This is a genomic window from Mesorhizobium sp. W067 (assembly GCF_054719525.1).
Genome location: NZ_JBTTII010000001.1, coordinates 1,271,955 through 1,283,942 on the forward strand (window position 1 = coordinate 1,271,955; position 11,988 = coordinate 1,283,942).

The 11,988-nt window shown below is 62.9% G+C and carries 14 protein-coding genes and 1 pseudogene; 8 read left to right on the forward strand and 7 right to left on the reverse strand.

Features of this window, described 5'->3' with window-relative positions; genetic code table 11:
* Nucleotides 1-25 precede the first annotated feature (25 nt).
* On the reverse strand, nt 26-1,027 hold the full coding sequence (speB, locus tag ACYG97_RS06245) for an agmatinase (RefSeq protein WP_023669405.1): 1,002 nt from the start codon (nt 1,025-1,027) through the stop codon (nt 26-28).
* A 98-nt stretch (nt 1,028-1,125) separates the two neighbouring features.
* On the opposite strand from speB, the pseudogene ACYG97_RS06250 reads away from it, so the two are divergent.
* A pseudogene (locus tag ACYG97_RS06250) lies at nt 1,126-1,345 on the forward strand (glycerophosphodiester phosphodiesterase family protein); the annotation flags it as partial.
* Nucleotides 1,346-1,532: 187 nt separating this feature from the next.
* Here the strand turns inward: ACYG97_RS06250 and ACYG97_RS06255 are convergent.
* On the reverse strand, nt 1,533-2,405 hold the full coding sequence (locus ACYG97_RS06255; protein WP_023734126.1) for an aldo/keto reductase family oxidoreductase: 873 nt from the start codon (nt 2,403-2,405) through the stop codon (nt 1,533-1,535).
* A gap of 91 nt (nt 2,406-2,496) precedes the next feature.
* Between ACYG97_RS06255 and ACYG97_RS06260 the strand changes: the two genes are divergently transcribed.
* On the forward strand, nt 2,497-3,396 hold the full coding sequence (locus tag ACYG97_RS06260; RefSeq protein ID WP_023693291.1) for a LysR family transcriptional regulator: 900 nt from the start codon (nt 2,497-2,499) through the stop codon (nt 3,394-3,396).
* Nucleotides 3,397-3,662: 266 nt separating this feature from the next.
* Here ACYG97_RS06260 and rpsI read toward each other — a convergent pair whose 3' ends face one another.
* The 3 genes from rpsI to ACYG97_RS06275 all read right to left on the reverse strand — a co-directional run bounded on the left by rpsI (nt 3,663) and on the right by ACYG97_RS06275 (nt 5,291).
* Nucleotides 3,663-4,145: a 30S ribosomal protein S9 gene (gene rpsI / locus ACYG97_RS06265; protein WP_023669408.1), complete on the reverse strand. Its 483-nt coding sequence runs from the start codon at nt 4,143-4,145 to the stop codon at nt 3,663-3,665.
* A 1-nt stretch (nt 4,146) separates the two neighbouring features.
* Complete coding sequence (rplM, locus tag ACYG97_RS06270; RefSeq protein ID WP_023669409.1) at nt 4,147-4,611, reverse strand: 50S ribosomal protein L13; 465 nt, start codon at nt 4,609-4,611, stop codon at nt 4,147-4,149.
* A gap of 215 nt (nt 4,612-4,826) precedes the next feature.
* A complete protein-coding gene (locus tag ACYG97_RS06275; protein ID WP_023669410.1) occupies nt 4,827-5,291 on the reverse strand; it encodes a PaaI family thioesterase in 465 nt (154 codons plus the stop codon).
* 146 nt (nt 5,292-5,437) lie between these two features.
* Between ACYG97_RS06275 and ACYG97_RS06280 the strand changes: the two genes are divergently transcribed.
* From ACYG97_RS06280 to ACYG97_RS06305, 6 genes are all read left to right on the forward strand, one after another.
* Nucleotides 5,438-6,259, forward strand: a complete 822-nt coding sequence (locus tag ACYG97_RS06280; RefSeq protein WP_023734125.1) for an enoyl-CoA hydratase — start codon at nt 5,438-5,440, stop codon at nt 6,257-6,259.
* An 11-nt stretch (nt 6,260-6,270) separates the two neighbouring features.
* Entirely contained in the window at nt 6,271-6,693 is a 423-nt protein-coding gene (locus tag ACYG97_RS06285; RefSeq protein WP_023689472.1) for a VOC family protein, read from the forward strand.
* A gap of 8 nt (nt 6,694-6,701) precedes the next feature.
* Complete coding sequence (locus ACYG97_RS06290) at nt 6,702-7,484, forward strand: AAA family ATPase (RefSeq protein ID WP_023689471.1); 783 nt, start codon at nt 6,702-6,704, stop codon at nt 7,482-7,484.
* Nucleotides 7,481-8,002 (forward strand): CoA-binding protein, encoded by a 522-nt coding sequence (locus ACYG97_RS06295; RefSeq protein ID WP_023705040.1) that lies wholly within the window; start codon nt 7,481-7,483, stop codon nt 8,000-8,002. Before ACYG97_RS06290 ends, ACYG97_RS06295 begins: the two co-directional genes overlap by 4 nt.
* Before the next feature lie 167 nt (nt 8,003-8,169).
* Nucleotides 8,170-9,450, forward strand: a complete 1,281-nt coding sequence (locus ACYG97_RS06300; protein WP_023708656.1) for an O-acetylhomoserine aminocarboxypropyltransferase — start codon at nt 8,170-8,172, stop codon at nt 9,448-9,450.
* 126 nt (nt 9,451-9,576) lie between these two features.
* Complete coding sequence (locus ACYG97_RS06305) at nt 9,577-9,924, forward strand: cupin domain-containing protein (protein WP_023734124.1); 348 nt, start codon at nt 9,577-9,579, stop codon at nt 9,922-9,924.
* Between the two features lie 21 nt (nt 9,925-9,945).
* Here the strand turns inward: ACYG97_RS06305 and ACYG97_RS06310 are convergent, their stop codons facing one another.
* Together ACYG97_RS06310 and ACYG97_RS06315 are read right to left on the reverse strand one after the other, a co-directional pair.
* Nucleotides 9,946-10,683, reverse strand: a complete 738-nt coding sequence (locus ACYG97_RS06310; RefSeq protein ID WP_023734123.1) for a transporter substrate-binding domain-containing protein — start codon at nt 10,681-10,683, stop codon at nt 9,946-9,948.
* Entirely contained in the window at nt 10,680-11,927 is a 1,248-nt protein-coding gene (locus tag ACYG97_RS06315; protein WP_023734122.1) for a cytochrome P450, read from the reverse strand. The genes ACYG97_RS06310 and ACYG97_RS06315 overlap by 4 nt, the downstream gene beginning before the upstream one ends.
* Between the last annotated feature and the right edge of the window lie 61 nt (nt 11,928-11,988).

Genomic DNA, 11,988 nt, shown 5'->3' on the forward strand with positions numbered 1-11,988 from the left:
CCGTCAATTCCCTGCTAATTCAGGCCTATATGCCCTGGCCATGGTTTGCCGCGCCATGGTTGCCGCTGTTCAGCTCTTCCGCCCGCGCTTTTCGCTCGGCCACCAGGCCGAGATAGTGCATGGCCACCATCGAGCCGGCGATCGCCGTTATATCGGCGTGATCATAGGCCGGCGCAACCTCGACGACGTCGGCGCCGACAATATCGACCTGGCCGAGCTGGCGCAGCGTCGACAGGATTTTCGCCGAGGACGGTCCGCCGGCAACCGGCGTGCCGGTGCCGGGCGCAAAGGCCGGGTCGAGGCAGTCGATGTCGAAGGTGAGATAGGTCTTCCTGCCGCCGGTGCGGTCGACGATCGCATAGGCGATGTCGGAAGCCCGCATCTCCTCGATCTCGTGACCGTAAAGGATCTTGATGCCGAACGTATCGGGGGCATGCGTGCGGATGCCGATCTGGATCGAGCGGTCGGGGTCGATGATGCCTTCATTGACGGCGCGGCCGACGAACGAACCATGGTCGATGCGCTTGCCATCGTCAGGCCAGGTGTCCTGGTGCGCATCGAACTGCACCAGCGCCAGCGGCCCGTGGATGGCGGCATGTGCCTTGAGCAGCGGCCAGGTGACGAAATGATCGCCGCCGAGCGACAACAGGAAGGCACCCGATTTCAGGATCTTCGCCGCCTCGCGCTCGATCGTGCCTGGTGTCTTCTGGTGATTGCCCGAATCGAGCAGGCAATCGCCATAGTCGATGACGGCGAGATGCTCGAACAGGTCGCGCGAGAACGGATATTGCGGGTCGTTGTCGAGGATCGCCGAGGCGCGGCGGATCGCCTGCGGCCCGAAGCGCGCGCCCGGCCGGTTGGTGACGGCGGCATCGAACGGAATGCCCCACACGACGGCGTCCGCGCCCTTTGCATCCTTGGTGTATTTGCGCCGCATGAACGACAGCGCGCCGGCATAGGTCGGCTCGAAGGAAGGCCCCGTCTTGGAGCGGGCGGTGAACGCGTTGTCGATGGTCTGGTTCGCCATTACGGGTCCTTCTTTGTTCATCGGGCTGCCACAACTATAGAACCGGCACGCAAGATGCCAGTCACAGCTTGGCGAAGGACTTGTATAGCCAAGGCGCAAGGCCCGGCGGCTTCCTCTCCGGCGGCTGCGGCGATGAACTGGCGGTGCAGGCCGGCATTTCGGCCGAGATCACGGTTTCTGGGCCGAACGCGGCGTCACCATCATCCAGACCGACGAACCGAAGGCTGCGATTGGCTGGCTGGGGGCCAATGGGTTTCGGGTGCCTTATGTGGATGAGGCGAAGCCGGCCGAGCCGCGAATACGGCGAGTATCAATTAGAAATCGTACGTCGGCGCCATCACCCCACCCGGCGCTGCGCGCCGACCTCCCCATCGAGGGGAGGTAGGGCGTTGGCGCTTTAGATTCCGACAGTCGTAGCGATTGCGAGGCATGCAAGGCTGCCGCGACCTCCTACCTCCCCTCGATGGGGAGGTCGCGCCGAAGGCGCGCGCCGCCCGCAAAATCTTCACGCCGCTTTCGCCACCCCATCCAATTCCCTCAGCACATCAGCCGACAGCTCCAGTTCCGCCGCCGCCAGGTTCTCTCTCAAATGCCCGACCGACGACGTCCCCGGGATCAGCAGGATGTTCGGCGAGCGGCGCAGCAGCCAGGCGAGCGCGACCTGCAAGGGTGTGGCGCCGAGCCGCGCGGCCACATCCGACAAGGTCGACGACTGCAGCGGGCTGAAACCGCCGAGCGGGAAGAACGGCGTGTAGGCGATACCGGCGCGCGCCAGTTCATCGATCAACGCGTCGTCGTCGCGATGCGCCAGATTGTACTGGTTCTGCACGCAGACGATCTCGGCGATCCCACGGCCTTCCTCGACCTGCGCTGGGGTGACGTTGCTCAGGCCGATATGGCGCACCAGGCCCTTGCGCTGCAGTTCGGCAAGCGCGGTCAACTGCGCCTCGATCGAGCCCTCGGCCGGACCCATCACCCCGAACATGATGCGCAGATTGACGACATCCAGCACCTCAAGGCCGAGATTCCTGAGATTGTCGTGCACGGCCTGCTCTAGTTCCTTGGCGGAATAGGCAGGCAGCCAGGAGCCGTCGCTGCCGCGCCGCGCCCCGATCTTGGTGACGATGACGAGGTCTTGCGGATAGGGCGCCAGCGCTTCGCGGATCAGCTGGTTGGTGACATGCGGGCCATAATAGTCGCTGGTGTCGATGTGGTTGACCCCGGAGGCCACCGCTTCGCGCAGCACTGCAATGGCCGCGTCATGATCCTTCGGCGGACCGAAAACGTGCGGGCCGGCAAGTTGCATGGCGCCGTAGCCGAGCCGTTTCACGGTGTGGCTGCCGAGGGTGAATGTGCCGGATTTTTGGATGGTGGACATGGTCGGTCTCCTTTGAGGAGGCGAAGATAGACGCTGCTCAACCTCGGGATAATAAGGTACAATCCGTACAGCTTGTGCGGAATGGCGAACAATGATGGACCTTGGCGATCTGAACGCTTTCGTGACGGTGGCGCGTGCCGGCGGTTTTCGCGAAGGGGCTCGCGCAGGCGGCGGCAGCGCGTCGGGCCTGAGCGAAGCGGTGCGCCGCCTGGAGACGCAACTCGGCGTCAGGCTGTTCAACCGCACCACACGCAGCGTTGTTCCAACCGACGCAGGCCTCAGCCTCTTGGGAAGGCTTGGCCCGGCGCTGTCGGAGGTGGAGGCGGCCCTCGACGTGGTCAATGGCTTTCGGGACAGGCCGGCCGGTTCGCTGCGCCTCAACGTCCCGGTCAGCGCCGCGCGGCTGATATTGCCCGACATCGTTCCGGGCTTCCTCGCCGCCTATCCCGGCATTCGGCTGGAGGTCATCGCCGATGAGAACTTCGTCGACGTGTTGGCGGCCGGCTGCGACGCCGGCATCCGCTATGACGAGCGACTGGAGCAGGACATGATCGCGGTGCCGATCGGACCGCGCGTCCAGCGCTTCGCCACTGGCGCCAGCCCCGCCTATCTCGAGCGCCATGGGCGGCCGCAGCACCCGAGCGACCTGCTTGGCCATGCTTGTCTGCGCGGTCGTTTTGCCAGCGGTGCGATGCTGCCGTGGGAATTCGAGCGCGACGGCGAGGTGGTGCGGGTCGACACGACGGGGCCGTTGATCGTGCGGATCGGCGGGGCGAGCGATCTTGCCGTCCATGCGGCCATTGCCGGCAGCGGCATCGTCGCTCTCTTCGAGGGCTGGCTTCGCCCTCACTTCGAAAGCGGCGCCCTGGAGCCCGTGCTCGAACCGTGGTGGCAGAGTTTTCCCGGACCATTTCTGTACTATCCCGGACGGCGTCTGGTTCCAGCGCCGCTACGGGCGTTTATCGATTACATCAAGGCCGGCAAGTTCTGAGACTTGAACCGAGGCCGGCGCCATCACCCCACCCGGCGCTTCGCGCCGACCTCCCCATCGAGGGGAGGTAGGGCGTTGCGCTCTTATGGTCGGGTTTTGGTGTCAGCCGAACCCTCGTGATTGTTCAGGGCGGCAAAACTGCCGTGACCCCTACCTCCCCTCGATGGGGAGGTCGCGCCGAAGGCGCGGTCGGGGTGACTGCCGTGACCGCAAAACAAAAAAGGCCGCCCGGAAGCGGCCTTTCGATTGCTTGAAGCCCGATACGCTTAGCGCTTCGAGAATTGGAAGCTGCGGCGGGCCTTCGCCTTGCCGTACTTCTTGCGCTCGACGACGCGGCTGTCGCGGGTCAGGAAGCCGCCCTTCTTGAGCACGGCGCGCAGTGCCGGCTCGTAGTAGGTCAGCGCCTTGGAAATGCCGTGACGAACGGCACCGGCCTGGCCGGACAGGCCGCCGCCGATGACGGTGGCGACGATGTCGTACTGGCCGGCGCGGTTGGAAGCGATGATCGGCTGGTTGAGGATCATCTGCAGGACCGGACGCGCGAAATAGGTCGCGAATTCCTTGTCGTTGACGACGATCTTGCCGGAACCCGGCTTCACCCAGACGCGCGCAATGGCGTTCTTGCGCTTGCCGGTGGCATAGGCGCGGCCCGACTTGTCGAGCTTCTGGACATGGACGGGTGCTGCCGGCTGGGTGTTGGTGTTGCCGGTGGCGGCGCCCAATTCTGCGAGCGAGGAAAGCTCAGCCATCTTATGCAACCTTCTTGTTCTTGGCGTTCAGCGCGCCGACGTCGAGGGTGACGGGCTGCTGGGCGACATGCGGATGTTCCGTGCCTGCATAGACGCGGAGGTTCTTCATCTGGCGACGGCCGAGCGGCCCGCGCGGGATCATGCGTTCGACGGCCTTCTCGACGACACGCTCGGGGAAACGGCCCTCGAGCAGCTGGCGCGCGGTGCGCTCCTTGATGCCGCCGGGGTGACCGGTGTGCCAGTAGTAGACCTTGTCGGTGAACTTCTTGCCGGTGAACACCACCTTGTCGGCATTGATGACGATGACGTTGTCGCCGTCGTCGACATGCGGGGTGAAGGTGGGCTTGTGCTTGCCGCGAAGATGATTGGCGATGACAGTGGCGAGACGGCCGACGACGAGACCCTCGGCGTCGATCAGCACCCACTTCTTCACCACATCCGCAGGCTTCTGCGAAAAGGTTGCCATGGATTTCTGCTTTCGATTTTGACCTTCCGAAGAAGGCGTTTCTTGTTGCTTGGATTGGCGACAAGGCACTTGCCCGCCGCCAATAACAAAACGGCGGCCTTTGCGGGCCGCTGCTTCGTGACGGCTTATAGGCGAGGGGAGTGGGCACGTCAAGGCGCAGGAAACGCACGTCTGCTCGCAAAGTGTAATAAAAACAAAGGTTTGACCAAAAGGTATTATTTTACCACATCGGCGGCGCGCTTCGGCGGGATCGAATAGGTGCCGGTCGCATGCGCTACCGTGTGTTCCCTCGGTCCGCCGACGATGTCGATATCGAACACCATCAGGCTCTTGCCCAGCTTCAGGATGCGGCAATGGCCGTCGATCGGGCCGGCCTCGGCCTTGCGGACGAAATTGATGTTGAGGTTGACGGTAACCGAAAGCGCATCCGGCCCGGCATGGCTGAGCACGCAGACATAGCCGCCAATGTCGGCCAGCGTGAACAGCGAGGGCCCGGACACCGTGCCGCCGGGCCGCAAATGCCGCTCGTCGGCATTGAGCCGCACCGTGCAGCCGCCCGGAAACACATCGAGCGCCTCATACGACGTGAACTCGTCGTTGAGCTGCGGGTAGACGCTGGCCATCAGCGCATTGACTTCAGCCGCCGTCAGCACCGGCTTGAGATTATCCTGGGCGGGCATGTCGGTCTCTCGTTCTATGCCGGGCCTGTATGAACGCAATGATGCGCTTCTGGCAACACCTCTGGCGCAAGCGATGGGTGTTGATGAAACTCGATCCGATATTAGATAGTCTGGCGGCGCCCGGCGGAATCGCGGAGACCCTTGTCATGGCCGAAATCCTTTCGATCAAACCTGTTGCCATAGACGGGCCGGTCATCGCCGGGCTGGACAAGGGCGTGCTGCGCCTGACGCTCGCCAATCCGCCCGCCAATGCCTTGTCGCTTTCCGTCATGGCGGCATTCAGCGCCGAGCTCGACCGTGCCAAGGCCAACAAATCGGTCCGCGTCATCGTCTTGGCGGCCGCCGGGAAAGTCTTCTGCGCCGGTCACGATCTCAAGGAAATGACCGCGCGCCGCGCCGACGCCGACAAGGGCAAGGGGTTTTTCGAGCAGACATTTTCGGCTTGCGCGGCGTTGATGCAGCAGATCGTGCGCCATCCGCTCCCGATCATCGCCGAAGTCGATGGCCTAGCCACCGCTGCGGGGCTGCAACTGGTTGGCAGTTGCGACCTCGCCATTGCCTCGCATGAAGCGACCTTCTGCACGCCGGGCGTCAATATCGGCCTGTTTTGTTCGACGCCGATGGTGGCGCTGTCACGCAACGTGTCTCACAAGCACGCCATGGAAATGCTGCTCACCGGCGAGACCATCGACGCCGCAACCGCCAAGGAATTCGGCCTGGTCAACCGCGTCGTGCCGCGCGAATACCTGAATCAGATCGTCACCAAATACGCGCAAACCATTGCCTCCAAATCATCTCTGGTGGTCAAGACCGGCAAGGAAGCCTTTTACGCGCAGGCCGAGATGGGGTTGGCGGACGCGTATGCCTATACCGGCCGCGTCATGGTCGAGAACATGCTGGCCCGCGACGCCGAGGAAGGCATCGGCGCCTTCATCGGCAAGCGCAAACCGGAATGGACGGACGAATAGGTTTTCGATCCATGGAACCGCGCATCTCCATCATCACCATCGCCACCGACGATCTCGAGCGCGCCGTGCGCTTTTACGAAGGCATGGGCTTGAAGCGCCACGCCGGCATCACCGATGGCGTCGCCTTCTTCCAGATGGGCGGCGCCATTCTCGGCCTGTTCCCGAGGCCAAGCGCCGAGGAGGATTCAGGCATTGCCTTCGCCGCAGCACCGTCGGCGGTCTACCTCGCCTACAACACCCGCTCCGATGCCGAAGTCGACGACGTGCTGGCGGCCGCCGAGAAGGCCGGCGGCAGGATCGTCAAGCCGGCAGGCCGCGCCTTCTGGGGCGGCTGGTATGGATATTTCGCCGATGCCGACGGCCATGTCTGGGAAGTCGCACACAATCCGGCCTTCCCGATCGCGGATGACGGCACCATCTCGCTGCCGGACTGAGCGTCCGCATGGGCTATCGCAAGCAACTGACCCGGCTTAAGGCGCCTTATCTCAAACGCATCCTGATTGACCCCGAGCGCGTGGAAGATTGGGAAAAATATCCATGGAACCTGCCGCTGTTTCGCGGCCGTGAATTCGAGATCGAATTCACCACGCCGATCACCATCATTGTCGGTGAAAACGGCACCGGCAAATCGACACTGCTGGAAGCCATCGGCGCGCTGGCCGGTTACGACGAGGCCGGCGGCGGCAAGGGCTATCGTCCGGTCGATCATTCCATCGCCATCGACAAGAGCGGTGCGGCACTGGCGAATACATTCCGCGGCCACTGGCTGCCAAAAGTCACCGCCGGCTGGTTCTTTCGTGCCGAATCTTTTTACTCGGTCGCGCGCTATCTCGACCAGGCGGCACTCGAAGACCCGTTCGGACCGCCGCCGCCGGACTTTCTATCGTGGTCGCATGGCGAAGGGTTCATTCGCTTTTTCGAGGAGCGCTGCCGCCGGCAAGGCATCTACATCCTCGACGAGCCCGAAAGCGCGCTGTCGCCGTCGCGGCAGATCGAATTGTTGAAGATGCTGCGGCGCATGGACCGGTCAGGCACGGCGCAAGTGATCATGGCGACGCATTCGCCGCTGCTGATGGCTTGTCCCGGCGCGCGGCTCTTCCGAATCAGCCGTTTCGGCCTCGACCCCACAGATTTCACCGATACCGATCATTTTCGCATGATGCGCGACTTCTGCACGGACCCGCAGTCCTTTATGGAGGAAGCACTGAGGGAGACCGACGAGTGAATCACGATAGCTACGACAATGCCTATATCGGCGGCATCCTCAATTCTGTGAAGACCATCGCCATGGTCGGCGCGTCGGCCAACGATGTCAGGCCGAGCTTTTTCGTGCTGAAATATCTGCTGGCCAAGGGCTTTTCGGTGTTTCCGATCAATCCTGGGCAGGCCGGCAAGGAAATCCTCGGCCGCATGACCTATGCCAGCCTTGCCGATCTGCCGGAGCCGGTTGACATGGTCGACATCTTTCGCGCCTCCGCAGCGGTGCCCGGCATTGTCGATGAGGTGCTGAAGCTCGACCCCTTGCCGAAAGTCGTCTGGATGCAGCTTGGCGTGCGCGATGACGAGGCGGCGACGCGTGCCGAGGCGGCCGGTATCAAGGTGGTGATGAACCGCTGCCCGAAGATCGAATATGGCAAGCTGTCGGGCGAGATTGGCTGGACCGGCGTCAACTCCGGTGTGCTGTCGTCGAAGAAGCCGCTGATGCGGTCGGGATTCCAGAGTTTCGGTGTGCGCCAGAAGTAAGGCAGTGAATGGTGAATGGTGAATAGAAGGATTTTCCTGGAAGCCGGGTAAAGCCGCATATGAGCGGCTTGCAATCAAGGTGGGACTGGCCGACTTTGCGACCACCATTTATCGCTCACCATTCATCATTTCACCATTCACACGTTTACCGCTCAGGGAGGTTTTCGATGACCCGCACGCCCGGTTTCAACACGCTCGCCGTCCATGCCGGCGCCAAGCCCGACCCGGCAACGGGCGCACGCGCCACGCCGATCTACCAGACGACCTCCTTTGTGTTCGACGATGCCGACCATGCCGCCTCGCTGTTCGGGCTGAAGGCCTTCGGCAACATCTACACCCGCATCATGAACCCGACCCAGGCGGTGCTGGAAGAGCGGATCGCGGCGCTCGAAGGCGGCACGGCTGCACTTGCCGTTGCTTCCGGCCATGCCGCACAGGTGATCGTGTTCCACAATCTCATGCGGCCTGGCGATAATTTCGTCGCCGCCACAAGGCTTTACGGTGGTTCGATCAATCAGTTCGGCCATGCCTTCAAGAATTTCGGCTGGGAGGTGCGTTGGGCCGACACCAACGACATCTCCACTTTCGAAAGCCAGATCGACGATAAGACCAAGGCGATCTTCATCGAGAGCCTGGCCAATCCCGGCGGCACCTTCGTCGACATCGAGAAGATCGGCGACATCGCCCGCAAGCACGGCTTGCCGCTCATCGTCGACAACACACTGGCCTCGCCCTATCTGGTGCGGCCGATCGAGCATGGCGCCGACATCGTCGTCCATTCGCTGACCAAGTTCATCGGCGGCCACGGCAATTCGATCGGCGGCGCCATCGTCGATGGCGGCACGTTCGACTGGTCGAAATCCGGCAAATATCCGATGCTGTCGGAGCCGCGCCCCGAATATGGCGGGCTTGTCCTGCACGAAACCTTCGGCAATTTCGCCTTCGCCATCGCCGCGCGCGTGCTCGGCCTGCGCGACATCGGCCCGGCAATTTCGCCGTTCAATGCCTTCCTGATCCTGACCGGGCTGGAGACCTTGCCGCTCAGGATGCAGCGCCATTGCGATAATGCGGTCACCGTCGCCGGCTGGCTGTCCAACCACCCCAAGGTCGCCTGGGTCAACTATCCCGGCCTGCCCAGCGACAAGAACAACGCGCTGCAGAAGAAATACTCGCCGCAAGGCGCCGGTGCTGTCTTCACCTTCGGCCTGAAGGGCGGCTACGAGGCCGGCATCAAGTTCGTCGAGGCGCTCGAACTGTTCTCGCACCTCGCCAATGTCGGCGACACCAAGTCGCTGGTCATCCATCCGGCATCGACCACGCATCGCCAGCTTTCCGACGAGCAGAAGGTCAAGGCGGGTGCGGGACCGGACACGGTCCGGCTGTCGGTTGGCATCGAGGATGTCAACGACATCGTCGCCGATCTGGAACAGGCTTTGGCCAAGGTTTGATTTTTTGAGTGAGTAGTGAGTAGTGGTCGGTATTCACTAGTTAGCAGTGATTAGTGATTAGCCACCCGTTCGAGGGAGCGCTTTCCGCTCACTACTCACTACTCACTAACCTGTTGGAGGCAAACCCTGTCCGCGCATTACCTGGCCATATCGACCGACAGCGTCGACGCCGAGATTGGCGCCCCGGCGCCGAATCGTCTGATTGCGGGCGATCCGAAGTTCCGCACCTGGAATGTCGAGGAGCGCGATGGCCGCCTCTATGCCGGCATCTGGGAAGCGACGCCGGGCAAATGGCGCATCGAATATGACGAATGGGAGTTCTGCCACATCCTGTCCGGCGTCTCGGTGGTTGCCGAGGATGGCGGCGAGGCGCGCACGGTGCGCGCCGGCGACAGCTTCGTGCTCAGGCCAGGCTTCAGGGGCAGCTGGGAAGTGCTTGAAACGACCCGCAAGGAGTATGTGATCAAGCTCTGACGCTCGCGGCGCGCTTGGATTTCACAAAAGCCGATCGATGTCAGTGTCGGAAAAGCCGTATCCGCTCATCATCTCCCTGTGCCAGGGACTTCCAAGCAAATCACTGAGACATGAATCGACGCGCTGGAGCAGGGTGGCACTGCCTTTGGCGAGAGCGAAAGCGCCGGGCGCTGGCTGTTTTTCGACTGCCGGGACGTCGACGACGTCGAGAGGCGCGTCGGGTCGCCGGCTCAGATAGCCGCGATGCGCGAGCGCTGCACTCGCATAGGCATGCACCACGCCGGCCGCGACGGCGTTAGCTGCTTCGGCCTGAGTGGCAAATATCCTTAGCCGTTCGGGCTGAATAGCGTTTTGCAGGGCCGTCCGGTGCTGGATCTGGCCCGATATGACGCCGATCAGCGCCGTCCGATCATTGGCGACGGACCGATAGCCATCGAAGGCGCGGGGATTGTCTTTCGCGACCAGCAATCCATTCGCCAGCATCCAGATCGGCCTTGTGAAGTCGACCAGCTTCCGGCGGTCGTCGGAAATGAACAGGCCGGTGGTTATGTCCCACCGATCTTCGGCAAACCCAGGCAGCAGCTCGGCAAACTCGGTCTCGATGGGCAAAAGTTCCAGCCCGAGCGTCAGGCAGACCCTCTTGGCCAGTGGGCATCGCTGCCGCCCAGACGTCCCGATCCGTCGATAAAGCAGAAGGGTGGTTCCTGTAGAAAGGCGAATCTCATTTTCTCGGGCATGCGTCGGCTCCGCCGTCCTCACAAGCTCACAATGAGCTTTTCCAGCCCATGAAAATGATAGGTGTCGCGGAAGCGCGGCTGCTCCGCAAGATGGAGTTGCGGCTGCCGCTCGAACAGGGTTTTCAGCGACACCTGCAACTCCAGCCGCGCCAGCGGCGCACCGATGCAGAAATGGATACCGGCGCCGAACGAGACATTCTTCTGGTCTGGTCGGCCGGGCCGGAAGGCGCCAGGTTCGGCAAAGGCAAGCGGATCATGATTGGCCATGCCGAGCAGCAGGCCGACCGTCTCGCCCGGTTGTACGACAACCCCGGATGTCACCTCGACCTCCTGATAGGCGTAGCGGGTGAACATGTGCAGCGGCGCGTCGAAGCGCAGGCACTCCTCGACCGTCGCAGCGGTTGCTTCCGGCGAGGTGAAGAAACGGCCGGGGTCGCCGCCTTGCGCCAGCAGCGTGCGCACGGCGTTGCCGGTTTGATGGACGGTCGCCTCGTGGCCGGCATTGAGCAACAGGATAGCGGACGAGACCAACTCGTCTTCCGACAGCTTCTGGCCATCCTCTTGCGCCGCGATCAGCAGCGATAGCAGGTCGTCGCCAGGCTTCTTGCGCCGCTCGGCGACATAGCCGCGCAAAAAGTCGGAAAAATCGCGCGCGGCGCGATTGGCCGCTTGCTCGGTCTCGCGCGTGCGGCCATGCATGTACATGGCCACCATCCGGTGCGACCAGTCGAGCAGTTGCGGCCCCATTTCGACCGGCACACCGAGCATTTCGGCGATGATGGTGATCGGCAAAGGCGCGGCGAAGCTGGGCAATAGATCGACCTGGCGCGTTTCGAAACGGTCGATCAGTTCATTGGCCAGCGCTTCGACGCGCGGTCTAAGCTGCTCTACCTGGCGCGAGACGAAGGCGCGGTTGACCAGGGTTCTGAGCCTGGTGTGCACCGGCGGCTCCAGCTCCAGCATCGAATTGGTCTCGATGCCGTCGAAGGCGATGAGGTGCGAGCGATCCTCGCCGATGCCCCGGCTGTCGGGAATGCCGGCCGGGTTCTGGCGGCCGAAGCGGCGGTCGCGCAACAGCCGGTTGACGTCGTCGAAGCCGCCAAAGCACCAGAAGCCGAATTCCTCCCAGAAGAAGGCATTCGATGCGCCATGCAGAACGGCATAGGCGTCGTAGGGGTTCTGGAAAAACGCCGGTTCGTGCGGATCGAGCCGCAGGCGGCGCGTGGCTGGATCAAAGGCGAGGTAGGGCGGCATGGATTTAGTCATGCCAGACCATTACCGCGGCTTGCCGGCTTGGTGCCAGACCGGATGTTGGCACCCGACGGCC

Bases quoted from the DNA above. Each gene is read 5' to 3' on its own strand.
- speB (WP_023669405.1), bottom strand. From the start codon at position 1,027: ATGGCGAACCAGACCATCGACAACGCGTTCACCGCCCGCTCCAAGACG.
- ACYG97_RS06255 (WP_023734126.1), bottom strand. From the start codon at position 2,405: ATGTCCACCATCCAAAAATCCGGCACATTCACCCTCGGCAGCCACACC.
- ACYG97_RS06260 (WP_023693291.1), top strand. From the start codon at position 2,497: ATGATGGACCTTGGCGATCTGAACGCTTTCGTGACGGTGGCGCGTGCC.
- rpsI (WP_023669408.1), bottom strand. From the start codon at position 4,145: ATGGCTGAGCTTTCCTCGCTCGCAGAATTGGGCGCCGCCACCGGCAAC.
- rplM (WP_023669409.1), bottom strand. From the start codon at position 4,611: ATGGCAACCTTTTCGCAGAAGCCTGCGGATGTGGTGAAGAAGTGGGTG.
- ACYG97_RS06275 (WP_023669410.1), bottom strand. From the start codon at position 5,291: ATGCCCGCCCAGGATAATCTCAAGCCGGTGCTGACGGCGGCTGAAGTC.
- ACYG97_RS06280 (WP_023734125.1), top strand. From the start codon at position 5,438: ATGGCCGAAATCCTTTCGATCAAACCTGTTGCCATAGACGGGCCGGTC.
- ACYG97_RS06285 (WP_023689472.1), top strand. From the start codon at position 6,271: ATGGAACCGCGCATCTCCATCATCACCATCGCCACCGACGATCTCGAG.
- ACYG97_RS06290 (WP_023689471.1), top strand. From the start codon at position 6,702: ATGGGCTATCGCAAGCAACTGACCCGGCTTAAGGCGCCTTATCTCAAA.
- ACYG97_RS06300 (WP_023708656.1), top strand. From the start codon at position 8,170: ATGACCCGCACGCCCGGTTTCAACACGCTCGCCGTCCATGCCGGCGCC.
- ACYG97_RS06315 (WP_023734122.1), bottom strand. From the start codon at position 11,927: ATGACTAAATCCATGCCGCCCTACCTCGCCTTTGATCCAGCCACGCGC.